Annotated in this window: 33 protein-coding genes, 2 tRNA genes and 1 pseudogene; all 36 read right to left on the bottom strand. The window is 59.6% G+C overall.

Annotation, left to right across the window (positions count from 1 at the left end; genetic code table 11):
- Nucleotides 1–18: 18 nt before the first annotated feature.
- Complete coding sequence (gene rplO, locus VGL70_17470) at nt 19–492, bottom strand: 50S ribosomal protein L15 (GenBank protein ID HEY3305314.1); 474 nt, start codon at nt 490–492, stop codon at nt 19–21.
- Between the two features lie 4 nt (nt 493–496).
- Entirely contained in the window at nt 497–994 is a 498-nt protein-coding gene (gene rpsE / locus VGL70_17465; GenBank protein ID HEY3305313.1) for a 30S ribosomal protein S5, read from the bottom strand.
- Between the two features lie 72 nt (nt 995–1,066).
- Nucleotides 1,067–1,432 (bottom strand): 50S ribosomal protein L18, encoded by a 366-nt coding sequence (rplR, locus tag VGL70_17460; protein HEY3305312.1) that lies wholly within the window; start codon nt 1,430–1,432, stop codon nt 1,067–1,069.
- Between the two features lie 12 nt (nt 1,433–1,444).
- On the bottom strand, nt 1,445–1,999 hold the full coding sequence (gene rplF / locus VGL70_17455; GenBank protein ID HEY3305311.1) for a 50S ribosomal protein L6: 555 nt from the start codon (nt 1,997–1,999) through the stop codon (nt 1,445–1,447).
- Nucleotides 2,000–2,016: 17 nt separating this feature from the next.
- The gene (rpsH, locus tag VGL70_17450; GenBank protein ID HEY3305310.1) at nt 2,017–2,421 is read right to left on the bottom strand and encodes a 30S ribosomal protein S8; all 405 of its coding nucleotides are present in this window, start codon (nt 2,419–2,421) and stop codon (nt 2,017–2,019) included.
- Nucleotides 2,422–2,437: 16 nt separating this feature from the next.
- Nucleotides 2,438–2,623 (bottom strand): type Z 30S ribosomal protein S14, encoded by a 186-nt coding sequence (locus VGL70_17445; GenBank protein HEY3305309.1) that lies wholly within the window; start codon nt 2,621–2,623, stop codon nt 2,438–2,440.
- 17 nt (nt 2,624–2,640) lie between these two features.
- Nucleotides 2,641–3,183: a 50S ribosomal protein L5 gene (gene rplE / locus VGL70_17440; GenBank protein HEY3305308.1), complete on the bottom strand. Its 543-nt coding sequence runs from the start codon at nt 3,181–3,183 to the stop codon at nt 2,641–2,643.
- Between the two features lie 77 nt (nt 3,184–3,260).
- Nucleotides 3,261–3,572 (bottom strand): 50S ribosomal protein L24, encoded by a 312-nt coding sequence (gene rplX / locus VGL70_17435; GenBank protein ID HEY3305307.1) that lies wholly within the window; start codon nt 3,570–3,572, stop codon nt 3,261–3,263.
- Nucleotides 3,573–3,602: 30 nt separating this feature from the next.
- Nucleotides 3,603–3,971 (bottom strand): 50S ribosomal protein L14, encoded by a 369-nt coding sequence (rplN, locus tag VGL70_17430; protein HEY3305306.1) that lies wholly within the window; start codon nt 3,969–3,971, stop codon nt 3,603–3,605.
- 22 nt (nt 3,972–3,993) lie between these two features.
- Nucleotides 3,994–4,290, bottom strand: a complete 297-nt coding sequence (gene rpsQ / locus VGL70_17425) for a 30S ribosomal protein S17 (protein HEY3305305.1) — start codon at nt 4,288–4,290, stop codon at nt 3,994–3,996.
- Entirely contained in the window at nt 4,291–4,494 is a 204-nt protein-coding gene (gene rpmC / locus VGL70_17420; protein HEY3305304.1) for a 50S ribosomal protein L29, read from the bottom strand.
- Nucleotides 4,484–4,909 (bottom strand): 50S ribosomal protein L16, encoded by a 426-nt coding sequence (gene rplP, locus VGL70_17415; protein ID HEY3305303.1) that lies wholly within the window; start codon nt 4,907–4,909, stop codon nt 4,484–4,486. The genes rpmC and rplP overlap by 11 nt, the downstream gene beginning before the upstream one ends.
- Before the next feature lie 45 nt (nt 4,910–4,954).
- Entirely contained in the window at nt 4,955–5,617 is a 663-nt protein-coding gene (gene rpsC / locus VGL70_17410) for a 30S ribosomal protein S3 (protein HEY3305302.1), read from the bottom strand.
- A complete protein-coding gene (gene rplV, locus VGL70_17405) occupies nt 5,617–5,958 on the bottom strand; it encodes a 50S ribosomal protein L22 (protein ID HEY3305301.1) in 342 nt (113 codons plus the stop codon). Before rplV ends, rpsC begins: the two co-directional genes overlap by 1 nt.
- A 116-nt stretch (nt 5,959–6,074) precedes the next feature.
- A pseudogene (gene rpsS, locus VGL70_17400) lies at nt 6,075–6,353 on the bottom strand (30S ribosomal protein S19).
- 2 nt (nt 6,354–6,355) lie between these two features.
- Nucleotides 6,356–7,183, bottom strand: a complete 828-nt coding sequence (rplB, locus tag VGL70_17395; protein ID HEY3305300.1) for a 50S ribosomal protein L2 — start codon at nt 7,181–7,183, stop codon at nt 6,356–6,358.
- 12 nt (nt 7,184–7,195) lie between these two features.
- Nucleotides 7,196–7,486, bottom strand: a complete 291-nt coding sequence (locus tag VGL70_17390) for a 50S ribosomal protein L23 (protein ID HEY3305299.1) — start codon at nt 7,484–7,486, stop codon at nt 7,196–7,198.
- Nucleotides 7,483–8,079: a 50S ribosomal protein L4 gene (rplD, locus tag VGL70_17385; protein HEY3305298.1), complete on the bottom strand. Its 597-nt coding sequence runs from the start codon at nt 8,077–8,079 to the stop codon at nt 7,483–7,485. Before rplD ends, VGL70_17390 begins: the two co-directional genes overlap by 4 nt.
- Before the next feature lie 3 nt (nt 8,080–8,082).
- Entirely contained in the window at nt 8,083–8,727 is a 645-nt protein-coding gene (gene rplC / locus VGL70_17380; protein HEY3305297.1) for a 50S ribosomal protein L3, read from the bottom strand.
- Nucleotides 8,718–9,026, bottom strand: coding sequence for a 30S ribosomal protein S10 (rpsJ, locus tag VGL70_17375; protein HEY3305296.1), 309 nt, complete (start codon nt 9,024–9,026; stop codon nt 8,718–8,720). Before rpsJ ends, rplC begins: the two co-directional genes overlap by 10 nt.
- On the bottom strand, nt 9,023–11,125 hold the full coding sequence (fusA, locus tag VGL70_17370; protein ID HEY3305295.1) for an elongation factor G: 2,103 nt from the start codon (nt 11,123–11,125) through the stop codon (nt 9,023–9,025). Before fusA ends, rpsJ begins: the two co-directional genes overlap by 4 nt.
- Before the next feature lie 63 nt (nt 11,126–11,188).
- A complete protein-coding gene (gene rpsG, locus VGL70_17365; protein HEY3305294.1) occupies nt 11,189–11,659 on the bottom strand; it encodes a 30S ribosomal protein S7 in 471 nt (156 codons plus the stop codon).
- A gap of 5 nt (nt 11,660–11,664) precedes the next feature.
- Nucleotides 11,665–12,036, bottom strand: a complete 372-nt coding sequence (gene rpsL, locus VGL70_17360) for a 30S ribosomal protein S12 (protein HEY3305293.1) — start codon at nt 12,034–12,036, stop codon at nt 11,665–11,667.
- A gap of 100 nt (nt 12,037–12,136) precedes the next feature.
- Nucleotides 12,137–16,264: a DNA-directed RNA polymerase subunit beta' gene (gene rpoC, locus VGL70_17355; GenBank protein ID HEY3305292.1), complete on the bottom strand. Its 4,128-nt coding sequence runs from the start codon at nt 16,262–16,264 to the stop codon at nt 12,137–12,139.
- Between the two features lie 20 nt (nt 16,265–16,284).
- Nucleotides 16,285–20,430: a DNA-directed RNA polymerase subunit beta gene (gene rpoB / locus VGL70_17350; GenBank protein HEY3305291.1), complete on the bottom strand. Its 4,146-nt coding sequence runs from the start codon at nt 20,428–20,430 to the stop codon at nt 16,285–16,287.
- Nucleotides 20,431–20,483: 53 nt separating this feature from the next.
- Nucleotides 20,484–20,858: a 50S ribosomal protein L7/L12 gene (rplL, locus tag VGL70_17345; GenBank protein ID HEY3305290.1), complete on the bottom strand. Its 375-nt coding sequence runs from the start codon at nt 20,856–20,858 to the stop codon at nt 20,484–20,486.
- A 22-nt stretch (nt 20,859–20,880) separates the two neighbouring features.
- Entirely contained in the window at nt 20,881–21,429 is a 549-nt protein-coding gene (gene rplJ, locus VGL70_17340; GenBank protein ID HEY3305289.1) for a 50S ribosomal protein L10, read from the bottom strand.
- A 17-nt stretch (nt 21,430–21,446) separates the two neighbouring features.
- Nucleotides 21,447–22,151, bottom strand: coding sequence for a 50S ribosomal protein L1 (rplA, locus tag VGL70_17335; protein ID HEY3305288.1), 705 nt, complete (start codon nt 22,149–22,151; stop codon nt 21,447–21,449).
- 90 nt (nt 22,152–22,241) lie between these two features.
- Complete coding sequence (rplK, locus tag VGL70_17330; GenBank protein HEY3305287.1) at nt 22,242–22,667, bottom strand: 50S ribosomal protein L11; 426 nt, start codon at nt 22,665–22,667, stop codon at nt 22,242–22,244.
- A 1-nt stretch (nt 22,668) separates the two neighbouring features.
- Complete coding sequence (nusG, locus tag VGL70_17325; GenBank protein HEY3305286.1) at nt 22,669–23,199, bottom strand: transcription termination/antitermination protein NusG; 531 nt, start codon at nt 23,197–23,199, stop codon at nt 22,669–22,671.
- Between the two features lie 21 nt (nt 23,200–23,220).
- The gene (secE, locus tag VGL70_17320; GenBank protein ID HEY3305285.1) at nt 23,221–23,436 is read right to left on the bottom strand and encodes a preprotein translocase subunit SecE; all 216 of its coding nucleotides are present in this window, start codon (nt 23,434–23,436) and stop codon (nt 23,221–23,223) included.
- A 22-nt stretch (nt 23,437–23,458) separates the two neighbouring features.
- Nucleotides 23,459–23,536 (bottom strand) — tRNA-Trp (locus tag VGL70_17315).
- Between the two features lie 7 nt (nt 23,537–23,543).
- Entirely contained in the window at nt 23,544–23,696 is a 153-nt protein-coding gene (gene rpmG / locus VGL70_17310) for a 50S ribosomal protein L33 (GenBank protein HEY3305284.1), read from the bottom strand.
- A gap of 21 nt (nt 23,697–23,717) precedes the next feature.
- Nucleotides 23,718–24,908 (bottom strand): elongation factor Tu, encoded by a 1,191-nt coding sequence (tuf, locus tag VGL70_17305; protein HEY3305283.1) that lies wholly within the window; start codon nt 24,906–24,908, stop codon nt 23,718–23,720.
- An 84-nt stretch (nt 24,909–24,992) separates the two neighbouring features.
- Nucleotides 24,993–25,065 (bottom strand) — tRNA-Thr (locus VGL70_17300).
- A 150-nt stretch (nt 25,066–25,215) separates the two neighbouring features.
- The coding region (locus VGL70_17295; GenBank protein ID HEY3305282.1) for an ATP-binding protein at nt 25,216–25,776 on the bottom strand (561 nt) is incomplete at its 5' end.

The following is a 25,776-nucleotide window of genomic DNA, read 5'->3' as shown; positions in this document are numbered from 1 at the left end:
AAGAAAAACCCCGATGCTCTATTTGCCTACCGCTGCTTTCGTAGCGCCTTCCGTTATCAATTCCGCTTTGCCGCCCAGCGCCTCGAGTTTTTCTTTCGCCTTGGAAGAAAACGCATGCGCCTTTACGGTCAACGGCTTGGTGAGCGCGCCATCCGCCAAAACCTTCACCGGCTCGCCCTTGCGCCGAATCAGGCGGCGCTCGAGCATAAGCTCGGGCGTCACCTCGCTGGCGGAAGCGAATATTTCGAGCTGCCCGAGATTCACGACGACGTAACTCTGCCGGAATGGGTTATGAAAGCCATGCTTGGGAATGCGGCGTATGAGCGGCATCTGGCCGCCTTCAAACCCGGGATGCACGTTACCGCCGGACCGGGAACCCTGCCCCTTGTGGCCCCGGCACGATGTCTTCCCGTGGCCCGAGCCGTCTCCGCGCCCAACCCGTTTTCTTTTTTTCGTCGCGCCGGGCGCCGGCTTCAAAGCGCTTAAGTCCATAATTTCAGCGAATCTCCTGCAACAGCTTCCCTCTCCGACCCGCAATCCCCTCCGGCAGCTCAAGAGCCTTCAGCGCTTCGAAAGTGGCCTTGACGCTGTTATGCGGATTGCTCGAGCCGATGCATTTCGTGAGGACATTGTGAATCCCCGCGGCTTCGACAACGGCGCGCACGCCGCCGCCGGCGATGACGCCGGTTCCGTCGGAGGCCGGTTTCAATATCACGTAACCCGCGCCGAAACGGCCGGTGACCTCGAACGGAATCGTTCCGTCGATGATCGGGATTCTGATCAGGCTCTTCTTCGCCTGTTCCAATCCCTTGCGAATCGCCTCGGGAACTTCCTTGGCCTTTCCCAGCCCATAGCCCACCACGGCCTTGCTGTCGCCCACAACCACGAGCGCGTTGAAGCTGAAGCGCCGGCCACCCTTAACGACTTTGGCGACGCGGCTGATGTGGACGACCTTCTCCTTCAGTTCCAGTCCTTGAGGATCGATTCGTTCCATAGTTTCCAGTGCTGCGATATGAGGACTGAGTGCTGAGTTAAAGACTCAGTCCTCGGCACTCATGGCCCAGTCCTAGAATTTCACTCCGGCCTCGCGCAAGGCATCCGCCAACGCCTGGACTCGGCCATGGTAGAGAAACCCGTTGCGGTCGAATATCACGCGAGAAATATTTTTCTCTTTGCAAGCCTTGGCAAGCAATTGTCCGACTTGTTTCGCCGCCTCTTTTCCTTTGGTGCTCTTGAGCTTGCCCTTGAGGTCGGAAGACAAGGTCGAGACAGTGGCAAGCGTAACGCCCTTCTCGTCGGAGATGACGTGCGCGTAAATGTGTTTGACGCTGCGATAGACGCAGATCCGCGGGCGCTGGTCGGTTCCCCGAACCTGCTTGCGCACCCGCTGCTGGCGCCTGTGGCGTCCGATTTCTCTCCGGTTGTCCAACATGGATAATTTCCGTTACTGCGACGATCCCGCCGCGCCGACCGCTTTTCCGGCCTTGCGTTTGATGACTTCTTCGCGATACTTGACGCCTTTGCCTTTATAGGGCTCCGGCGGTCGCAAGCCGCGAATGACCGCCGCGGTCTCGCCGAGGAGCCTCCGGTCGGCGCTCTGCAACGTGATGATGATCTGGCGCTCCACGGTGGCCGTTACTCCGGCGGGCAAAGGAAACACGATCGGGTGCGAATAACCCAACGTGATATGAAGGTCCGACCCTTTAACCTCGGCCCGGTAACCCACGCCGTTGATTTCCAGGATGCGGGTGAAGCCCTTGCTCACGCCCTCGACCATATTGGCGATCAACTTGCGCGCCAATCCATGCAGCGCCTTGACGTCTCTCTCCTCGGCTTCGCGCGCGACCTTGATGACTTTTCCCTCGACGCTCACCTGGATGCGCGGCGGGATGACGGTCCGGAGTTTACCCTTCGGACCTTCCACCCGGACGGCGCCGTCTTCCAAGGCGACTTTCACTCCGTCAGGAATCGATATCGGTAATTTTCCGATGCGCGACACGTTCTACCTTCCCTGTTTTACCAGACCGAGCAGATCAGCTCGCCGCCGACTTTCGCCTTCTTGGCGTCGCGGTCGACGAGAATGCCTTTCGGGGTCGAGAGCACGTTGACGCCCAGCCCCTTGCGAATCGGCGCGATCTCGTCGATCCCGACGTAGACTCTCCGCCCCGGACGGCTGACACGTTTGACTCCGGTGATGATCGGCCTATGTTCCTTGTCGAATTTTAAATGAATGCGCAGCAACTCGCCGGCGCCTTCTTTGACTTTGACTCGTTTGACCTCTTGCAAGTAACCCTCGGCAATCAGCACTTTGACGAGCGATTCTTTGAGGCGGGAACAAGGCACCTCCACGTTGTCATGGCCGGCGCGCAGGGCGTTGCGAATTCGCGTCAGCAGATCGGCAATCGGGTCCGTCATTCCCATGTTCTCTCCCGAACGGCTACCAGCTCGCCTTGATCAGGCCGGGGATCTGCCCCTTCCTGGCATTGTCCCTGAGGCAGATCCGGCACATGCGGAAGCGGCGGAAAAAGGCCCGCGCGCGCCCGCAGAGCGGACAGCGATTGTATTGTCTGACCTTAAACTTATTCGGCCGTTCCGCCTTGATTCGAAGACACGTCTTAGCCAATGGTTTTCCTCCCGCGCCTAAGCGGCGAACGGCATCCCCAAGTGCTTGAGGAGCGCTTTGCCTTCCTCGTCCGTTTTCGCCGTGGTGACGATCGAAACCGTCAGCCCGCGCGACTTATCGACCTTGTCGGCGACGATCTCGGGAAAAATAATTTGATCGCGAAGACCGAGAGAGTAGTTGCCGCGGCCGTCGAAGGACTTGCCCGGGATTCCCTTGAAGTCGCGCACGCGCGGCAGCGCCGCGTGAATAAACCGGTCCAAGAACTCATACATCCGGTCGCGCCGGAGCGTGACCATGCAGCCGATCGGCACCCCCTGGCGCAGCTTGAAGTTGGCGATCGCCTTCTTGGCGCGGGTGATCACCGGCTTTTGCCCGGTGATCGCCATCAGCTCCGCCGCCGCCGCGTCGAGGACCTTGACGTTTTGCACTGCCTCGCTGAGAGCCATGTTGAGCGTGATCCGCTCCAGACGCGGCACCTGAAGAGTGTTCTTGTAGCCGAACTCCTTCATCATCGCCGGAATCACTTCTTCATTAAATTTCTTTTGCAGCCGAGCGTTCATAAATTTGGTTTCGGGTCTCGCGTTTCGGGTCTCGGGTTGGGAGGGGAACTCGGAACTCGCAACCCGGAACTCGAAACTTAATCGATCGGGTCTCCGCAGCGGCGGCAGACGCGCGCCTTTTCGTCGTCGCCCATGACTTTTCTGCCGACGCGCACCGGCGCGTTGCACTTATCGCACATGAGCATGAGATTCGACAGCGGGATCGGCGCCTCTTTTTCCACGATGCCGCCGGGCTGTTGCGGCCCGCGCGCGCGTGCGTGGCGCTTCACCAGGTTGATCCGCTCGATGATCGCGGCGTGGCGCTTGGGAATGACGCGGAGGACTTTCCCGGTCTTCCGCCGCTCCCTCCCGGCGATCACCATCACGCTGTCGTTTTTCCGAATCTGCATAGTCCCCGTTGCCTCTCGCCTCGCGCCTTCTTAAAGAACCTCGGGGGCAAGAGAAATAATCTTCATGAATTTCTTGGCCCTCAGCTCTCGCGCCACCGGCCCGAAAATGCGCGTCCCGATCGGCTCTTTCTGATTATCGATGAGCACGGCGGAATTGGTATCGAACCGTATGTAACTGCCGTCGGACCGGCCCAGCTCCTTCGCCGTCCGCACCACCACCGCCTTCATCACCTCGCCTTTTTTCACCTTGGCGTTGGGAATCGCCTCTTTCACGGAAACCACGATGATGTCCCCCACCGAGGCGTACTTGCGCTTGCTGCCGCCGAGCACCTTGATGCACTGGACCTTCCGCGCTCCCGAATTGTCCGCCACGTCCAACACCGTTCTCATCTGAATCATAAATCGATCCTGCCACGAAAGATCACACCGACGGCAAAGCTTCGGGCACCACGATTTCATCCGCCACGCCCCGCTCCAGGATCCGGCTCACGCGCCAACGTTTGTCGCGGCTGAGCGGCCGGGTCTCGACGATCAGCACCCGGTCCCCCACCTGGCACTCACTTTTCTCGTCGTGTGCCTTCACTTTGGAGCGCCGCTTGAGATATTTTTTGTACTTGGAATGCCGCACCGTTCGCTCCACGGAAACGACGACCGTCTTCTGCATTCGATTGCTGAGCACCACTCCCTGGCGCTCTTTGTGCATCCGTCTCGGCTCCATCTACTTTTTCCCGCCCTTGAGCGCTTTCTCTCGTAAAATGGTTTCGACTCGCGCCAGCTCGTGCCTGTCCTGCCTGAGCTTCATCGAGTTTTCCAGCCTGCCGGTGGCGCGGCGGAGCTTCAGGTGAAAAATCTCTTCTCTCAGCTCGACTCGTTTTTGCGCGAGCTCCTGGTCGCCCAGCTCGCGCAGTTCTTTAGCGTCCATGGATTATGCCTCGCCGCTCCACGAACATCGTGGGAAGCGACAGCTTGTGGGCGGCCAAACGAAACGCCTCCCGCGCCAGGCCCGGCTCCACTCCTTCCATCTCGTAGAGAATCCTTCCCGGCTTGACTACGGCCACCCAACCTTCCGGAGCGCCCTTGCCTTTTCCCATGCGCGTTTCCGCGGGTTTCTTGGTGATCGGCTTGTCGGGAAATATGCGAATCCAGACCTTGCCGCCGCGCTTCAAATAACGGGTCAAGGCGATTCTGGCCGCCTCGATCTCGCGTGAGCCGAGCCAGCCTCTTTCGAGCGCCTTCAGCCCATAATCGCCGAAAGCGAGAGTCGAGCCGCGGAGAGCCATGCCGGCCCTTCTCCCCTTCTGCTGCTTCCGGTATTTTACTTTCTTCGGCTCTAACATTTTTTAAGTTCTTTCTACCGCCTACAGCCTACCGCCTAACGCCTATTAGGCGCCCATCGCCGTCTTCTGCTGCTGCTCCTCTTCGGTCAGCACTTCGCCGCGGAAGATCCAGACTTTCACGCCGATCACTCCATAAGTCGTTTTAGACTCGCCGAAGCCATAGCTGATGTCGGCCCTGAGCGTGTGCAGCGGAACCCGGCCCTCGCGGTACCACTCGGTGCGCGCGATCTCGGTGCCGCCCAACCTCCCCGCGCACTGAATCTTGATGCCCTGCGCGCCCATTCTCATCGCGCGCGAGACGCTCTCTTTCATGGCGCGGCGAAACGCCACCCGCCGCTCGAGCTGCAGCGCCACGTTTTCGCTCACGAGCTGGGCGTCGAGATCGGGCCGGCGCACTTCGATGATGTTCAAATAAACCTCGCGCCCGGTCAGTTGCGACAGCTCCTTTTTGAGCTTTTCGATCTCGGCGCCTTTCTTGCCGATCACGATCCCCGGCCGCGCCGTGTGAATGTTGATCTTCGCTTTGTTCGCCGCGCTCTCGATCTCGATGCGTGAAATCCCGGCGTGATAGAGCCGGCTCTTCAAAAATTTCTTGATCTTGAAATCCTCGTGCAAGAGCTTCGCGTAGTCGTGGCGCGCAAACCACTTGGAATCCCAGGAGTCGATGACCCCGATGCGAAATAATTTTGGATGCGTCTTCTGACCCATCAGGATTCGCTCCTCTCGTCGACGACGACCGTGATATGGGCGAGCCGCTTGCGCACGCGCGTCGCCCGCCCCATGGCGCGCGGCATGAAGCGCTTCCACATGCCGCCTTCGCCGACTTCCACGCGCTTAACGTAGAGGCGGTCCACGTCGACGCTCTGCGTGCCTTCCGCATTGGCCACCGCCGACCTCAACGTCTTGGCCACGAGCGCGGCCGCGCGCTTGGGCACGAATTTAAGCGTATTGAGCGCCTCTTCGACTCCTTTTCCACGGATCAGATCGACCACCAATCTGACCTTCCGCGGCGACAGACGAACGAATCTTGTTACAGCGCGCGTTTCCATCTCTGCTAGGCTCCCGCCTTAGGAGGAGGAGGCGCTGCCGGTTTCGGGGCCGCCCCCGGAGCAGCAGCCGGCGCGCCTGGAGCTCCCGGCGCCGCGGGCGGCGCGCCGATGACGCCTTCTTTGGCCTCTCCCTTGCGGTCGCCCGAATGAATGTAAAATGTCCGCGTGGGCGCAAACTCGCCGAGCTTATGACCGACCATATTCTCCGTAACGAAAACCGGAATGAATTTTCTCCCGTTGTGCACGGCGATGGTGTGGCCGACCATGTCCGGAGTTATGGTCGAGCGCCGCGACCAGGTTTTCACCACCCGCTTTTCCTTCGACCCGTTCATCGCCTCGATCTTGCGCCTGAGGTGCTCGTCGATAAAAGGACCTTTCTTAACCGAGCGCGCCATCGTTACCTGGCCTCTCTGCGTTTGACGATATATTTATCCGACTGGTGATTCTTCCGCGTCTTGTAGCCCTTGGTCGGCTTTCCCCATGGAGTCATCGGATGATTCCCCTTGGAGCGGCCCTCGCCGCCGCCGTGCGGATGATCGACCGGGTTTTTGGCGATGCCGCGCGACCACGGCCGCTTGCCCAGCCAACGCGAGCGGCCCGCTTTTCCGAGCGAGATGTTTTCCTGCTCCAGGTTTCCCACCTGGCCGATCGTGGCGCGGCACTCCGCGAGCACGTTCCGAAGCTCTCCGGAAGGGAGCTTCAGGAGGGCATAGCCGGCTTCTTTGGCCATGAGCTGGGCGCCGGCGCCGGCGCTGCGCACCATCTGGCCGCCCTTGCCGATCTTGAGCTCGATGTTGTGAATCACCGTGCCCACGGGAATAAACTTGAGCGGGAGAGAATTACCCGGCTTGATATCGACGCCTTCGCCGCCGGAAATGACCGCGTCGCCCACTTTGAGCTGGTCGGGCGCGAGAATGTAGCGCCGCTCGCCGTCGGCGTAACAGAGCAGCGCGAGCCGGGCCGAACGGTTGGGATCGTACTCGACGGCTTCGACGCGAGCGGGAACATCCCTTTTGTCGCGCTTGAAGTCGATCAACCGATAGAGGCGCTTATGCCCGCCGCCGCGATGACCGCTGGTGATCCGCCCCAAATTGTTCCGGCCCCCGCTGCGCTTGAGAGGACGGATCAGGCTCTTCTCGGGCTTGTTTTTGGTGATCTCCTCGAAGCCGAGCCCGGTCCTGAAGCGCATGCCGTGGGAAGTCGGATTGTAAGTTTTAATAGCCATTGTCTTCGATTTCTATGCCGCGCCGAAAAAGTCGATCTTGTCCCCTTCTTTCAGAGTCACATAAGCTTTCTTCCACTGCGGCAACCGTCCCGAGTTTCTGCCCACGCGGCGCATTTTCCCGAGATATCGGGCCATCCGAACGTTCAAGACTTTTACTTTGAACAAAGATTCGATCGCCTGCTTGACCTCGATCTTGTTGGCGTCGGAGCGCACGCGGAATAAAACCTGATTGTTCTTCTCGGAAAGCACGCTGCCTTTCTCGGTCACGAGCGGCGCCTGGATGATTTCTTGATAGGTTCTCATGCCGCGAGCCTTTCCTCGATCGCTCGCAGCGCCTGCTCCGTCATAATCAGGTGCTCATAGCGAAGCAGGTCATAGACGTTGAGCCCATCGACGCGGAGCGCCTTGACGTTTGGCAGGTTCCTGACCGAGAGCGCGACTTTGTCATCCCCTTCGGGCAGAATAATCAGCGCGCTTTTCACCTGAAGCTCGTCGAGCATCCGGCGCATCAACTTGGTTTTGATTTCCGCGATCTCAAGCGCATTCAACACGATGATCTTGTCTTCCTTGCGCTTTAAGCTCAGAGCCGACAGCAGCGCTTCGCGCCGCGCCTTCTTCGGCATGCGGTATGAAAAATCCCTCGGCGTCGGCCCGAATATCGTCCCGCCTCCCACCCATAGCGGCGACCGGATGCTGCCGGCGCGGGCCCTGCCGGTGCCTTTCTGCTTCCACGGCTTCTTGCCGCCGCCGCGCACGAACCCCTTGCTCTTGGTCGCGGCCGTGCCGGCGCGCCGGTTGTTGAGCTGCATGACGACCGCCTGATGCAAGAGATGCGGACGCAAGGCAGCGCCGAAAATTTCCTCGTTGAGCTTGGGATGAACGACTTCGGCAGCCATGTCTTACTTACGGCCTTTCACCGCCTGGTGAATGACCAGCACTCCTCGCTGGGCGCCGGGCACGGAGCCTTTGATCAGCAGTAGATTGTCGGCGGCGCGCACCTCGACGATCTCGAGATTTTGCACCGACACCCGCTCATCGCCCCAATGGCCCGCCATTCTTTTTCCTTTAAAGACGCGGCCCGGATAGGATCGATTGCCGATCGACCCGCCGTGACGAAAGTACTCGTGCGTGCCGTGCGAACCGGGAAATCCGGCAAAGCTCCAGCGCTTGATCACTCCGGCAAAACCTCTGCCCTTGCTGATTCCGGCGACGTCCACGCGGTCTCCCGTTTTGAAGAGATCGGCGACCTTGATCTCCTGGCCGAGCTCGTATTCGGCGGCCTTATCCGTGCGAAACTCCCGCAGCACTTCGAATGCGCCCTTTCCCGCCTTGGTAAAATGCCCTTGTTCGGGCTTGTTCACGCGCTGCGCTTTGCGGCTGCCGAAGCCGATCTGCAGCGCGTTGTAGCCGTCCTTGGCCGCTTCTTTTTTCTGCACGACGACGCAAGGCCCGGTTTGGATCACCGTTACGGGCACCACGGTCCCGTCGGCGCCGAACACCTGCGTCATGCCGATTTTCTTGCCGATCAAACCTGTCATTGCAATTTAATTTCAACGTCCACACCCGCCGCCAGGTCCAGTTTTCCGAGGGCATCGATCGTTTGCTGCGTCGGTTCGAGAATGTCGAGCAGCCGCTTGTGCGTGCGGATCTCGAACTGCTCGCGCGATTTTTTATCCACGTGCGGCGAGCGATTCACGGTGAATCGCTCGATCCGCGTCGGCAGCGGGATCGGTCCCGCCACGCGCCCGCCGGTGCGGCGCACGGTCTCGACGATTTCCCCCACCGATTGGTCGAGCACGCGATGGTCGTAGGCCTTCAGGCGGATGCGGATCTTTTCGTTCATATGGCCTTTTTCTGTTCCATCGGGTTCCCGGCTTTGGCGCTAATCTCTTCGGCAATCGCCGCAGGAACCGGCTCGTAATGAGAAAACTGCATCGTGTAAGTCGCTCTGCCCTGTGTCATGGAGCGGACATCCGTCGCGTAACCGAACATCTGGGCCAGGGGAACCTGTGCCTGGATAATCTGAGCCGCGGCCCGCGAATCCATGCCGAGAACTTTACCGCGCCGCGAGCTGATGTTCCCGATGACCTCGCCCATAAACTCCTCGGGGGTCACCACTTCGACGGACATGATGGGCTCCAGTAAGACCGGCGAGGCTTTCCGCGCCGCTTCCTTGAAGGCCATCGAGCCGGCGATCTTGAACGCGATCTCCGATGAATCGACGTCGTGATAGCTACCGTCGAACAGCGTCACTTTGACATCGACGACCGGATAGCCTGCCAGCGGCCCGTTATCGAGCGCCTCACGAATGCCTTTCTCGACCGCCGGAATGTATTCCCTGGGAATGCGTCCACCCTTGACTGCGTCGACGAACTCAAATCCCTTTGCCGGCGGCAGCGGCTCCACCGTGATATATACGTGGCCATATTGACCGCGGCCGCCGGTTTGGCGAATAAACTTGCCTTCCTGCTCGACCTTCTTCCGAATCGTCTCTTTGTAGGCGACTTGAGGTTTGCCGACGTTGGCGCCGACGTTGAATTCGCGCACCAGCCGGTCGACGATGATCTCAAGATGGAGCTCGCCCATGCCGGAAATAATCGTCTGGCCGGTTTCTTCGTCGGTACGGACTCTGAACGACGGGTCTTCCGTCGCCAGCTTCTGCAACGAGAGCCCGAGCTTTTCCTGATCGGCCTTGCTCTTCGGCTCGATGGCGATCGAAATGACCGGCTCGGGGAATTCGATCGCTTCGAGAATGATCGGCTTGTCTTCGTCACATAGGGTGTCCCCGGTGGCGGCATTCTTCAGGCCCACGGCGGCGGCAATGTCCCCGGCGTAAACCTCTTTGATTTCCTCTCTCTTGTTGGCGTGCATTTTTAACAGGCGACCGATTCTCTCCCGCCTGCTCTTGGCCGGGTTATAGACGCTCGACCCCGAGAACAGCGCGCCCGAGTAGACGCGGAAAAAGGTCAAGGTGCCGACGTAAGGATCGGTCATGATCTTGAAGGCCAGGGCCGAAAACGGCGCGTCGTCGCTCGCGGGCCGCTCCTCTTCTTGTTGGGTGTTCGGATTCTTGCCGCGGACCGGCGGGATATCGACCGGAGAAGGCAGGTAATCGACGACGGCGTCGAGCAGCGGCTGCACGCCCTTGTTCTTGAATGCCGCGCCGCATAGGACCGGGACGAACTTCATGGCGATACCGCCCTTGCGGATCGCCCGGCGAATCTCGCCCTCGGTGATTTCCTTCCCCTCCAAATATTTTTCCATCACCGATTCGTCGCCGTCCGCCGCCGCCTCCAATAACTTTTCCCGGTACTCTTTAGCCTGTGCCGCCAGCTCCTCGGGGATCGCCTCGACGCGGAACTTGGCGCCCAGACTCTCCTCTTCCCACAGAATGGCCTTCATTTGCACCAGGTCTACGACGCCGGCGAACCGGTCCTCCGCGCCTATGGGCAGTTGAACCGGCACGGCGCGCGCGCCGAGACGGTCCTGGATCATCTTGAGCGTGCGGAAAAAATCCGCCCCGACCCGGTCCATCTTGTTGATGAAAGCGATTCGCGGCACGCGGTACTTGTCCGCCTGCCGCCATACGGTTTCGGTCTGCGGCTCGACGCCGCCGACCGAGCAGAAAACCGCCACGGCGCCGTCGAGAACGCGGAGCGACCTTTCGACCTCGATGGTGAAATCGACGTGGCCGGGCGTGTCGATAATATTGATGCGGTGATCGCGCCAGAAACAAGTCGTGGCCGCCGACGTGATTGTAATCCCCCGCTCCTGCTCCTGCACCATCCAGTCCATGGTCGCGGTGCCTTCGTGCACCTCGCCGATCTTGTAGTTGATTCCCGTGTAGTAGAGAATCCTCTCCGTCGTCGTGGTTTTGCCCGCGTCGATATGCGCCATGATGCCGATGTTGCGGGTCTTGTCTAGTGGAGACGTTCTTGCCATTTCAACATTCCGGAAAAAAAGAAGGCGGTCGACCCGCCTCCTATCTGGAACCCTCCTAACTAACTACCAGCGATAATGGGCAAAGGCCCGGTTGGCCTCCGCCATCCGATGCGTATCTTCTTTTTTCTTGATCGCGCCGCCGCGATTGTTGGCCGCATCCATCAGTTCCGCGGCCAGTTTTTCTTCCATGGACTTTCCTTCGCGCCCGGAAGCCGATTGGACCAGCCAGCGCATGCCGAGCGACAGCCGCCTTTGCGGCCTGACTTCGACCGGCACTTGATACGTCGCGCCGCCGACGCGGCGCGAGCGCACTTCCACCGTCGGCTTGGCGTTCTCCAGCGCGCGTTTGAAGACGGCCAGCGAATCCTCCTTGATCTTGTTTCCGACAAGATCGAGCGAGCGATAAAAGATGCCCTCCGCGACGCTCTTTTTTCCTCTCGTCATGAGCGTGTTGATAAATTTGGCTACCTGCTTGTCGCCGTATTTCGGATCCGGCAGCCCCTCTCTTTTCTTGACTTCGCCTTTGCGCGGCATATTCTTTACTTCGGTTTCTTCGCGCCGTATTTGGACCGGCTTTGACGGCGCTCCTGGACTCCGATCGAATCCAACGTCCCGCGGATGATGTGATACCTGACGCCGGGAAGATCCTTCACCCGGCCGCCGCGAATCAAGACCACCGAGTGCTCCTGCAGGTTGTGGCCGACGCCGGGGATGTAGGACGTCACCTCGATGCCGTTCGTGAGACGGACGCGCGCGACCTTGCGCAGCGCGGAATTCGGCTTCTTCGGCGTCGTGGTATAAACGCGGATGCACACGCCCCGTTTTTGCGGACACCCCTGGAGCGCAGGCGCGGTGTTTTTTCCCCGCTGCTTTTCTCTACCGTCCCGAACCAGTTGACTGATCGTGGGCATCGCTTTCCAAACCCCGTTCACGAGTAAACGCGGGGAAAATAAATCACTTTCTGGTAAAATCCATTATTAATAACAGACGCTCGTGCCGTTGTCAAAACAATCAGGCCTCGGCGGCGCGCGAAACCTCGACCTCTTCGGTTTCCGGCTGCTCGATCTCGATCTCCGCCTTGGAATATTTGGTCAGTCCGGTCCCCGCGGGGATCAAACGGCCCATGATCACGTTCTCTTTGAGCCCGCAGAGGAGATCCACCTTGCCTTGAATCGCGGCTTCGGTCAGGACTTTCGTCGTCTCCTGGAACGATGCGGCGGAAATGAAGCTCTCCGTCGAGAGAGAAGCTTTGGTGATTCCCAGCAGTAGCGGCTCGGCGATGGCGGGCTTGCCGCCTTGTGCGATCACTCTCTGAGTCTCTTCTTCGAAACGCCACTTTTCAATCTGATCGCCGATGAGGAAATCGGTGTCGCCGACTTCTTTGATGCGCACGCGGCGGAGCATCTGGCGCACGATGACTTCGATGTGCTTGTCATTGATCCGGACTCCCTGGAGCCGGTAAATTTCCTGCACCTCGTCCACCAGGTACTTGGCCAGCGCCTTTTCTCCCAGGATGTTCAGAATATCGTGCGGATTGGAAGAGCCGTCCATCAACGCCTCTCCGGCCTTGACGCGGTCGCCTTCATGCACGCTGATGTGCTTGCCTTTGGGAATCAGATATTCTCGCGGCTCGCCCACCTCCGGCGTGATGACGACCTTGCGTTTTCCCTTGGTGTCTTTGCCGAAAGAGACCACGCCGTCGATCTCGCTGATGACCGCGAACTCTTTGGGCTTGCGCGCCTCGAACAGCTCCGCGACGCGCGGCAATCCTCCGGTGATGTCCTTGGTCTTGGTCGTCTCGCGCGGGATCTTGGCCAGCGCATCGCCGGCAAAAACCGATTGCCCTTCCTGCACGTTGATGTGGGCGCCGACCGGGAGAAGGTAGCGCGCCTCCAAAGTCGCCGAGAGCCGGGCCGTCTTTCCGCCGGTATCTTTGATCGAGATGCGCGGCCGCTTTTCCGTGTCCTTGGAATCGATGATGACCTTGGTCGAGAGACCGGTCCGCTCATCGACCCGCTCCTCCATCGTGATGCTTTCGACGATGTCGCCGAACTTGACGTTGCCGGTCACCTCGGTGAGGATCGGGATGGTATACGGGTCCCACTCGGCGAGGAGTTCGCCGGGCTTGATCTTAGCGCCGTCTTTCTTCTTGAGCCTAGCGCCGTAAACGACCGGATAGCGCTCCCGCTCTCTCGCTCTGCCCTTTTCGCCTTCCGGATAATCGACGATCGCGATCTCGCCGTTCCGGTTCATCACGACCAGATCGCCCTCTTTGTTGGTGACGGTATTGACGTTGATAAATTTGATGAAGCCTTCGTTGCGCGCCTCCAACGTCGTTTGCTCGGCTCTCCGGCTGGCGGTGCCGCCGATATGGAACGTGCGCATCGTGAGCTGCGTCCCGGGCTCGCCGATCGACTGCGCGGCGATCACGCCGATCGCCTCGCCGTGGTTCACCATGTGGCCGCGCGCAAGATCCCGGCCGTAACACATCACGCATACGCCGCGCCTCGATTGGCAGGTGAGCACGGAGCGGATCTTGATGCGCTCCAAGCCCGCGTCTTCGATCCGCTGGACGAGGTCTTCGGTGATCTCCTGATTGGCGCCGACGATCGCGGCGCCGGTGAAGGGATCTTTCACCTCCTCCAGCGCCACTCGGCCGAGCACGCGGTCGCCGAGCGGCTCGATGATCTCTCCACCCTCCATCAAGGGCGTCATCTCGATTCCGTCCAGCGTGCCGCAGTTGTCTTCGGAGATAACCGAGTCTTGAGCCACGTCCACCAGCCGGCGCGTGAGATAGCCGGAGTTTGCGGTTTTGAGCGCGGTGTCGGCCAGTCCTTTGCGCGCACCGTGCGTCGAGATGAAGTATTGCAGCACGGTCAAGCCTTCGCGGAAGTTCGCCGTGATCGGCGTTTCGATGATCTCGCCCGACGGCTTGGCCATCAGGCCGCGCATGCCGGCCAACTGGCGGATCTGCTGCGCGCTGCCGCGCGCGCCGGAATCCGCCATCATGAAGATCGGATTGAAGCTCGGCAAGGTAACCTTGACGCCTTTTTCGTCGGTCATCGTTTCGGTGCCGAGATCGCGCAGCATCTCGTCCGCGATGCGGTCCGTCACCTCGGCCCAGATATCGACCACCTTGTTGTAGCGCTCGCCGTCGGTGATCAAGCCGTTTTTGTACTGCTCTTCGATCTCGCGCACGTCCTCGTGCGCATTCTTGAGCAAGACTTCCTTGTTCGGCGGGATCACCATGTCTTTGATCGCGATCGATATGCCGGCCTTGGTCGCATAATGATAACCGACGTCTTTCAGTCGATCGGCGAAGATGACCGTCGCCTTGTTACCGGCCAGCCGGTAGCTCACGTCGATCAGGTTCGCCAGCTCTTTTTTCTTCATCACCCGGTTCATGTCTTTGAACGGGATTTCCGGCGGGGCCACTTCATACAGCAACACCCGGCCCACGGTGGTTTCGACTCTTTCTTTATCGGTGCGCACGGTCACCTGGGCCTGGAGATCGACGGCGCTCTGGTCGAAGGCGATGCGCACTTCCTGGAGATTGGAGAAGATCTGTCCGGTGCCTTTGGCGCCCGGCCGCTCGCGGGTCATGTAATAAAGTCCCAAAACGATGTCCTGCGTCGGCACGATGATCGGCTTGCCGTTGGCGGGCGAGAGAATATTGTTGGTGGACATCATCAGCGCGCGCGCCTCGACCTGCGCCTCGACGGAGAGCGGCACGTGAACCGCCATCTGGTCGCCGTCGAAGTCGGCGTTGTAGGCGGCGCAGACCAGCGGATGAAGCTGGATCGCCTTGCCCTCGATAAGAATCGGCTCGAAAGCCTGGATGCCGAGACGATGCAGCGTCGGCGCGCGGTTGAGCAGCACGGGATGCTCGCGGATCACTTCGTCGAGGATGTCCCAAACTTCCGGCCGCTCCTTTTCCACCATTTTTTTGGCACTCTTGATCGTCGTGACGTGGCCGCGCTCTTCCAGCTTGTTGTAGATGAACGGCTTGAACAGCTCGAGCGCCATCTTTTTCGGCAAGCCGCACTGATGCAGCCGCAACTCGGGGCCGACGACGATGACCGAGCGGCCGGAGTAATCGACGCGCTTGCCGAGAAGGTTCTGCCGGAAGCGTCCGGTCTTGCCCTTGAGCATGTCGCTCAAAGACTTGAGCGGCCGGCGGTTTTGGCCGGTGATCGCCCGTCCTCGCCGCCCGTTGTCGAACAGCGCGTCCACGGCCTCCTGCAGCATGCGCTTTTCATTGCGGATAATCATGTCTGGAGCATTCAATTCCATGAGCCGTTTCAGGCGGTTGTTGCGGTTGATCACGCGGCGATAGAGGTCGTTCAAATCGGAGGTCGCAAAGCGGCCGCCGTCCAGCGGCACGAGCGGGCGGAGATCCGGTGGAATCACCGGAATCACTTCCATGACCATCCATTCCGGATGGTTGCCCGAGCTTCTGAACGCATTCACCACCTTGAGCCGCTTGGCGATCTTTTTCCGTCTCACTTCCGAATTGGCGTCGCGCATCTCCTGGCGCAGATCATCGCCGAGCTTGGCGACGTCCACCGCTTTAAGCAGCTTGCGCACGGCCTCGGCGCCCATCTCGGCGGAAAAATTCGCGCCGTACTCTTCCAGCGCTTTACGGTAGCGCGCCTCGGTCAAAAGCTCCTTGTATTCCAACGGCGTGGAGCCCGGGTCGAGGACCACGTAGGATTCGAAGTAGAGAATTTTCTCGATGTCTTTGAGCGACATGTCGAGGAGCGCGCCGATGCGGCTCGGGAGACTCTTCAGGAACCAGATATGGACGACGGCCGTGGCCAGCTCGATGTGGCCCATGCGCTCGCGCCGGACTTTCGATTGGATCACTTCGACGCCGCACTTTTCACAGACGACGCCGCGGTGGCGCATGCGTTTGTACTTGCCGCAATTACACTCGTAGTCCTTGGTCGGACCGAAAATCTTGGCGCAGAAAAGCCCGTCGCGCTCCGGCTTGAAGGTGCGGTAGTTGATGGTCTCGGGCTTTTTAACCTCGCCGTGAGACCACGAGCGGATCTTTTCCGGAGAAGCGAGCGAAACTCTGATCGCGTTGAAGCTCAGCGGGTTCTTTGGTTTCTCGAATAGATTGAAGAGATCTTCCATTTAGACACCTCGTTGGGGTTTCAGCTTTTCTCCTCCACCAGCTCCACGTCCAGACCCAAACTCTGCAGCTCTTTCACCATGACGTTGAACGATTCGGGAAGTCCCGGCTCGAGCAGATTGTCGCCTTTGACGATCGCCTCATACATCCTCGTGCGTCCGACAACGTCGTCCGATTTTACCGTCAACATTTCTTGCAAGGTAAAAGCGGCGCCGTAGGCTTCCAGCGCCCAGACCTCCATCTCGCCCAGACGCTGGCCGCCGAACTGGGCCTTGCCTCCGAGCGGCTGCTGCGTGACGAGAGAGTAAGGGCCGGTGGATCGCGCGTGAATCTTGTCGTCCACGAGGTGGTGGAGCTTCATCATGTACATGACGCCAACCGTCACCTTCTCATCGAAGGCCACTCCCGTCCGGCCATCGCGGAGCGTCACCTGTCCGGTAGCCGGCAGCCCGGCCTTTCTAAGAAGGTTGAAAATTTCTTCTTCGGCGGCGCCGTCGAATACCGGCGACGCCAGATGGAGACCGTCGTGATATTTTTGCGCGAGGCGCACCAGATCCGCGTCCTTGACGCCGTCGACGAATTCGCCGACCTCCCGGCTCGCCAGATACTCCTTCAGCCGGCGGCGCAGTTGATCCGGGTCCGGACGCCCATTGTGGATCAGCTCGTCGATCTGCTTTCCCAGTGTGCGCGCGGCCCAGCCGAGATGCGCTTCGAGAATCTGCCCCACGTTCATTCTGGAAGGAACGCCGAGAGGATTGAGCACGATGTCCACGGGAGTGCCGTCTTCGAGCAGCGGCATGTCCTCTTCCGGCAAGATGCGCGAGATGACTCCCTTGTTGCCGTGGCGGCCGGCCATCTTGTCTCCGACCTGAAGTTTGCGCTTGATCGCGACGAAAGTCTTCACCATCTTGATGACGCCGGGCGGCAGCTCGTCGCCGCTCTTGAGCTTATTGATCTTGTCCTGAAAAACGACCTTGATGAGCTCCACCTGCTCGATCGTGCTTTCGACGATGCGCTTGAGCTCCGCCTCGACCGATTCGTTATCGACCCGGATCTCGCCCCAATAGGGCATCGTGATCTCGTCGAGATCTTCCTCGGTGATCTCTTTCCCTTTGTTGATGAGCACCCGGCGGTTGTCGTCGCGCACCTGCGCCGCCGTGCGCCGGCCGACGAGCAGCTTCTTAAGGCGCTTCATCGCGCCGTCCTGGAGTATGCGGATCTCTTCGTGCTGGTCCTTGCGGAGCCTGCTGACGTCCTCATCCTCGATGACCTTGCTGCGCTCGTCTTTCCCGAGACCCTTGCGCGAGAAGATTCTCACGTTGATCACGGTCCCCTCGACTCCGGGAGGAACTCTCAGCGAAGTGTCGCGCACCTCGCCGGCCTTCTCGCCGAAGATCGCGCGCAGGAGCTTCTCTTCGGGCGAGAGCTGGGTCTCGCCCTTGGGAGTGATCTTGCCGACGAGGATGTCTCCGGGTTTTACTTCAGCGCCGATGCGGACGATGCCGCTCTCGTCGAGATCGGTCAGCGCCTCGTCGCCGACGTTGGGAATGTCGCGGGTGATCTCTTCGGGGCCGAGCTTGGTGTCGCGCGAGACGCACTCGAACTCTTCGATGTGGATCGAGGTAAAGATGTCTTCTTTGACGACGCGCTCGCTGATCAGAATCGAGTCTTCGAAGTTGTACCCGCCCCAAGGCATCAGGGCGACCAAAACATTGCGGCCCAGCGCTAATTCGCCCATCTCCGTCGAAGGCCCGTCGGCGATGACGTCGCCGGCCTTGACGTGGTCGCCGATCATGACGATCGGCCGCTGGTTCATGCAGGTGTTCTGATTGGACCGCTGGTACTTCACGAGACTGTAGATGTCCACTCCCGTGTCGCGGTGCGATCCGGACGTCTTGTCGGCCTTGACGACGATCCGGGTCGAATCGACGCTCTCGACTATGCCGTCGCGCCGGGCGACGATGGTCACGCCCGAGTCGCGCGCCACGACTTTTTCCATACCCGTGCCGACCAGAGGAGCTTCGGTGCGGAGCAACGGCACCGCCTGGCGCTGCATGTTCGAGCCCATGAGGGCGCGGTTGGCGTCGTCGTTTTCCAGAAAAGGGATCAACGAGGCGGCGACGCTGACGAGCTGGTTGGGCGAGACGTCCATGAAGTCGACTTCCTCCGGCCGCGCCATCACGAACTCGCCGCCCTTGCGCGAGGAGACGAGATCCGCCGTGAAGGCTCCGCGGTTGTCGATCGGCGCGTTCGCCTGGGCGATGACGTGATCTTCTTCTTCCAAGGCGGAGAGATAACGGATCCGGTCGGTCACCCGGCCGTTCTCGACCTCGCGATACGGCGTCTCGATAAAGCCGTACTCGTTGACTCTTGCATAGGTTGTCAGCGAAGCGATCAGACCGATGTTCGGTCCTTCGGGCGTCTCGATCGGACAGACCCGGCCGTAATGCGTCGGATGCACGTCGCGGACTTCGAAACCGGCGCGCTCGCGCGTGAGACCGCCGGGACCCAGGGCCGAAAGCCGCCGCTTGTGCGTGATCTCAGAAAGCGGGTTGGTCTGATCCATGAACTGCGACAACTGGCTCGAGCCGAAGAATTCTTTCAGCGCCGCGGAGACCGGTTTGTAGTTGATGAGTTCCTGGGGCATCAGAGTTTCGATGTCCTGGAGGCTCATCTTTTCTTTGATCGCCCGCTCCATCCTGACCAGTCCGACGCGGAAGTGGTTCTCCACCAGCTCGCCGACCGCGCGTACGCGCCGGTTGCCCAGATGGTCGATGTCGTCGACGGAGCCGATGCCGTTCCGAAGCTCCATAAGATAGCGCACGACCTCGAGAATATCTTCTTTGCGGAGCGTGCCGTGCTCCAGCGGCACGTTGAGCTTCAGCCTGTGGTTGAGCTTCAGCCGGCCCACTTTGGACAAGTCGTAGCGGTCGGGGTTGAAAAATAAGTTGTTGAAAAAATTGTTCGCGGACTCTTTGGTCGGCGGGTCGCCCGGCCGGAGACGGCGATAAATTTCCAGGATCGCCTGCTCGATCGCTTTTTCCGGTTTTTTATGGTCGTCCTTGTCCGCCTGATCGAGCCGGTCCTGCAGCAAGGTCGTGCGCAAGAACGGACCCACGCGCGATTCATCGATGAACAGGACCTCGATCTGGTTGATGCCTTTTTCCCTGAGGAGATCGAGTTTTTCCTGCGTGATCTCCTGATTGCACTCCACCAGCGGCTTGCCGGTCGCGGGATCGACGATATCGTGGGCGGCGACGCGGCCGATGACGTCCTCGAGGGCGATCGGCACCTGCTTGATTTTGGACTGCTCCATCTGGCGGATCAAAAGGCGCGTCAACTTTCTGCCTTCGCGGACGATCAGCTCGTTGCTCTTGGGATCGCGCACGTCCGAGCCCGCCTTGACGCCGATCAAATGCTCGGGCTTGAAGACGAGCTGGGCCTTGCGGCCGTCGAAAACGATCGTGTCGCTCGTGTAGAAATAGTTTAGCAGATCCTCCGTCGTCATGCCGAGGGCGCGGAGCAACACCGTCGCGTGGAATTTCCGCCGCCGGTCGATGCGCACGTAGAGGATGTCTCTAGGATCGAATTCGAAATCGAGCCACGAGCCGCGGTAGGGGATGACGCGGGCGGAGTAGAGCAGCTTGCCGCTGGCATGCGTCTTTCCTTTGTCGTGCTCGAAGAATACTCCGGGAGAGCGATGGAGCTGGCTGACGATGACGCGCTCGGTACCGTTGACCATGAACGTGCCGTTCTTGGTCATCAAAGGAATTTCGCCGAAGTAGACTTCCTGCTCCTTGACGTTCTTGATGCTCCGGCTGCCGCTTTGCGGGTCCACGTCCCACAGAACCAACTGGACGGTGACTTTCAGCGGCGCCGCGAACGTCATCCCGCGCTGGTGACACTCGTCCACGTCGTATTTCGGCTCGCCGAGATTGTAGCTGACAAATTCGAGCGAAGAGGTGTCGTTAAAATCCTTGATCGGAAACACCGACTTGAAGACGCCCTGAAGCCCCGCGTTCTGACGCTGGTCGGCGGGCACGTCTTTCTGCAGGAAGACGTCGTACGAGTTTTTCTGAATTTCAATCAGGTAAGGCAGATCGATGATCTTTTTGATCCGGCCAAAACTGCGGCGAAACCTTAAATTGTGTGCCACTTGAAACGCCATGATACTCCTCTTTCGACCCGGTTTGAGATTAGAGGGAAGACAACCGATCCCGCCTACTTAATCTCTACCTTTCCTCCCACCTCTTCGACCTTCTTCTTGATGTTCTCCGCGTCGGCCTTGGACACGCCTTCCTTGATCGGCTTGGGCGCGCCGTCGACCAGATCCTTAGCCTCTTTCAAGCCGAGGCCGGTCAGCTCGCGCACGACCTTGATGACCTGGATCTTTTTGTCACCGGCGTTGGCCAGAATGACGTTGAATTCCGTCTTCTCCTCCGCCGCCGCCGCCGGGCCCGCCGCTGCGGCAGCCACCGCCACCGGCGCCGCCGCGCTGATGCCGAGCTCCTGCTCCAACTCTTTCACCAACGCGGCGATCTCCATGACGGAACTCTGTTTGATGAACTCCTTGACCTGATCTCTCGTCACTTCCATGGCTTCCTCCTGTTTGGATGTTTCAACCTTGCGATTCTTTTTGTTTGCGAATGGATTCCAACAACCGCGCCATCATGGCGGCCGGCTCCTGCATCAAGCGCACCAGTTGGGTCGCCGGCGCCTGCATGAGCGCCAGCAGCTTCGCCTGAAGCTCCGGCTTGCTCGGCATCTGGGAGAGGACCTTGACTTTGGCCTGGTCCATGAACTCGCCCTCGAAGAGCGCCCCCTTGATGGTGAGTTTTTCATTTTCTTCGATGAACTTGATCAGCTTCTTTGAGACCGCGACCGGATCTTCATAACCAAACACCCAGCCATTGGGGCCGTCGAGCAAACGTCCCAAATCGCCGTAGGCCGTGTCTTTAAGCGCGCGTTTGGCCATGGTGTTCTTGATGACGTGGTACTCCCCCGCCGCCTGGCGCATGTCGCGCCGGAGGCGGGTCATCTGCGCCACCGTGAGGCCGCGATACTCGGTGACGATCGCCACCTTGGCGGCCTTGAGCTTCTTATGCACTTCGGCGACGGTCGCGGCCTTTTCCGCCTGTATCGCGGTGTTCGTCGATAACTCAGCCATTTTCTTCTCCAGCGCGCTTACGCTGCCAAGGCCCGCACCTGATTCACGTCTATTTTTATTCCCGGCCCCATCGTCGTGGACACTGTCACTCCTTGAACGTAGTTGCCTTTGGCCGAAGCCGGTTTGGCTCTAACAATTGCCGTGAGAACCACCCGAGCGTTGTCTAACAGCTTTTCCATGCCGAAAGAGACCTTGCCGACCGGAATATGAACGATGCCTGCCTTGTCGACTCTGAACTCGAGTTTTCCCGCTTTGATTTCTTTGACGGCCTTCGCGATGTCTATGGTGACGGTTCCGACCTTGGGATTGGGCATGAGTCCCCGCGGGCCCAATATTTTTCCTATTTTTCCGACCGCGGCCATCATGTCCGGCGTGGCGACGGCGTTATCGAAATCGAGCCACCCTTCGGTGATCTTCTTGATCAGATCGTCGGCGCCGACAAAATCGGCGCCGGCCTCCTCGGCTTCCTTTACCTTGTCGCCTTTAGCGAAGGCGACCACACGAACCGCTTTCCCCATCCCGTGCGGCAGAACCACAGTGCCACGGATGTTTTGGTCGGCTTGCTTGGGATCGACTCCCAGGCGGATCGCCAACTCGACGGTTTCATCGAACTTGGCCCGTTTGGTCTCGTGAACCAGGCGAAGCCCGTCTTCCAACGGATACCTGGTTGCGCGGTCGACTTTTTCCAGAGCGGCTTTATATCCTTTTCCTCGACGCTTCATATGACCCTCGGTTCAGAATTCAGAAGCCAGAATTCAGAATCCCCGCCCCCCTTCTGTCTACTGAATTCTGTATTCTGGATTCTGCTTTTCCTACCCTTCGATTTCCAAACCCAGGCTTCTCGCCGTGCCCTCGACGGTCTTTACCGCGGCGTCCAAATCCTTTGCCGTCAGATCGCGGAGCTTCACTTGAGCGATCTCGCGAATCTGCGCTTGCGTCACCTTGCCGACCTTGTTTTTTCCCGGCTCGCCGGAGCCCTTTTCCAATCCGACCGCCTTCTTGAGCAGTACGGCCGTCGGCGGCGTCTTGGTGATGAAGGTGAACGACCGGTCCGCATACACCGTGACGATCACCGGAATGATCATCCCCTGCTGCGACTGGGTGGCCGCATTGAAGGCCTTGCAGAATTCCATGATATTTACGCCGCGCTGGCCCAAGGCGGGACCCACGGGAGGGCTTGGATTGGCCTGTCCCGCGGGAATCTGCAGCTTGATCTCTCCGATTACTTTCTTGGCCATTTCAGTTCCGCTCCACCTGAACGAAATCGAGCTCGACCGGCGTGGCGCGGCCGAAGATGCTGATGAGCACTCGGAGCTTCCCCTTCTCAGGCCGAACTTCCTCGACGATGCCGTTAAAATCGACGAAAGGACCGTCGACCACCTTGACGCTTTCTCCCACCGAAAACAGGACGCGCGGCTTCGGCTTGATCGCGCCCTCTTCCATCTGCTGCGTGATCGCCTTGACCTCTTCGTCGCTCACCGGAGCGGGATGGGTGCTTCCCCCGACGAAGCCGGTCACCTTCGGCGTCTCCTTGACCACGTGCCAGGTCTCGTCGTCGAGAACCATCTGAACCAGGATATAGCCCGGGAAGAATTTCCTCGAAGAGGTCTTCTTTTTTCCTTTAACCAACTCCATCACTTTTTCCACGGGGACCAGGATCTCGCCGAACTGCTGCTCTTTGCCGAGACTTTTGATCCGCTCCTCCAGCGCCGCTTTGACTTTTTGTTCGTAGCCGGAGAACGTATGCACCACGTACCATTTTTTATCCATACAGGACGACCACCCGGGTAGTTAGCTGACTATCGCCTGAATGGCTCGGGTCAGTCCCAAATCCACGACCGCCAGAAAAACAGAAATGAGCAAAACAACGACCAGGACGACCAGGGTTGTCACATAGGTTTCCTTGCGCGAAGGCCAATGGACCTTCTTGAGTTCCTGCCAGGCATCCTTAAAGAACTCGACCGAGTGCCGAACGGCATCCGCAATTTTCTGTGTCCATTCTCCCATGAGAATGCCGAACGCGGTGAGATGGCGGGTCAGGCAGGAGTCGAACCTGCAACAACCGGATTTGGAGTCCGGCGCTCTAGCCAGTTGGAGCTACTGACCCCTCTCCGTTACAGTTTCACCTCTTTGTGCTGCGTATGAGTTCGGCAGGAAGGACAGAATTTTTTAAAAGCCAACTTATCCGTGGTCCGCTTCCTGTTTTTGCTCGTCGTATAATTTTTTCGCTTGCATTGATCGCACGCAAAGCCAATCAGTTCTCGCATGACTCGCCCTCGATTCTGAGGCTACTGCATAATTTTGGTCACGACGCCGGCGCCGACGGTCTTGCCGCCTTCGCGGATAGCGAACTTGAGCCCTTCTTCCATAGCAATAGGGGTGATCAGAGATATTTCGACGCTGATGTTGTCTCCGGGCATAACCATCTCGGTGCCTTCGGGTAATTTCACGACACCGGTCACGTCCGTCGTTCGGAAATAGAACTGCGGCCGATAGCCGTTGAAGAAAGGCGTATGCCTGCCGCCTTCTTCCTTGGTCAATACATAAGCCTCGGCATTGAATTGCGTGTGGGGCGTAATGCTTCCCGGTTTGGCCAACACTTGCCCGCGTTCCACCTCTTCCCTTTTTGTTCCTCTGAGCAGCACGCCGATGTTGTCTCCGGCACGGCCTTCGTCCAAGAGCTTGCGAAACATCTCGACACCGGTGGCCACGGTCTTCACCGTCTGGCGGAATCCAACGATCTCCACCTCTTCCCCGACCTTAATGATTCCTCGCTCTACTCGGCCGGTCACCACCGTACCGCGGCCGCTGATAGTGAAGACGTCCTCGACGGGCATGAGAAACGGTTTATCAGTTGCCCGCACCGGCTCCTTGACGTAGCCGTCTACCGCGTCCATCAGCTTTAGGATCGACGCCTCGCCCAGATCCGAGCCATCGCCCTCCAATGCCTTCAGCGCGCTGCCGATGACGATAGGCGTGTCATCGCCGGGAAAGTTATACTTGGATAGCAACTCCCGAACTTCCAACTCGACCAGGTCCAGGATCTCTTTGTCATCCACCATGTCCGCCTTGTTGAGATATACGACAATGGCGGGAACGCCGACTTGCCGCGCCAGCAGAATGTGCTCGCGGGTCTGCGGCATCGGGCCATCGGCCGCCGAGACAACCAAGATTGCACCGTCCATCTGTGCTGCGCCGGTGATCATGTTCTTGATGTAGTCGGCATGGCCGGGACAGTCGACGTGGGCATAGTGACGGGTGTTGGTTTCATACTCGACGTGCGCGATGTTGATCGTGACGCCTCTTTCTCTCTCCTCCGGGGCCTTGTCGATCTGATCGTAGGCCAAAAACTTCGCCATCCCTTTTTTCTCCAAAACCTTGGTGATGGCGGCAGTCAGGGTGGTTTTGCCGTGGTCTACGTGACCGATGGTGCCGATATTTAAATGCGGCTTCTTCCGCTCGAATTTCTGCTTGCTCATCTCACCCTCCTATTTTCCTTTCCCATTCGATGATTCTGAATCCAATTCGCCGACCAAACTCTGCCGCTTATCAGTTCCGGGCAAAGCCCAGGAGCGGGATCGAACCGCCGACCTCGTCCTTACCAAGGACGTGCTCTGCCAACTGAGCTACCTGGGCAGCAGCTTGCTGACTGGGCCCATCTGCCGCGTTGCTCGGGCGCTCGCTTGCGTGCCCTCGAATGAGGGTGCGGCGTACCCTTTCGGGTACGCCTCCGCCCTCGCTCGGGCGCGCCTTGCATCTGACCTTTCTTCACAACCTGCGGCTACTCTACGCCGCGCTCGCGGGCGTGCGCACGGCGACCGGACACTCGAGGTGCACCGCGGTGCCGCTGCCAGGCGCCGAACGCACCTCGAAGCGCCCGCCGAGCGCCTGCGCCCGCTCCTGCATGCTGACGAGTCCGAGGGCGTCGGCGCGAACGTCGGTCTCGGCGCTGAAGCCGCACCCGTCATCGCGCACGACGAGCCGGAGCGTGCCGTGGTCGACGCCGAGCGTCAGGACGATCGCGCGGGCTGCCGCGTGGCGGGCGGCGTTGCCGAGCGCCTCCTGCGCGATGCGGTAGACCGCGAGCTCGGTGCTCTCCTCGAGTCGCGGAATCGCGGTGGCGAATTCGGCCGTTACGCACGTCTGCGCCGAGGACATGCCGTTGGCGAGCGAACGCAGCGAGCCCTCGAGCCCGATATCGTGCAAGAGCAGCGGCCGGAGCTCGCGCGCCAAGAGTCGGAGGTGCTCGACCAGCTCGTTGAGATAGCCGACGATGCGGCTGAACTCGGCTGCCGCTCCGTCGGGCAAGGGCGCGAGGCGGCGGCGCAGCGACTCGATCATGATCGC

This window comes from Candidatus Binatia bacterium (genome assembly GCA_036504975.1).
In the GTDB taxonomy this organism is placed as follows: domain Bacteria; phylum Desulfobacterota; class Binatia; order UBA9968; family UBA9968; genus JAJPJQ01.
The sequence above is the reverse complement of the archived record's forward strand: the minus strand, read 5'-3'. Positions and strand labels throughout refer to the sequence as shown.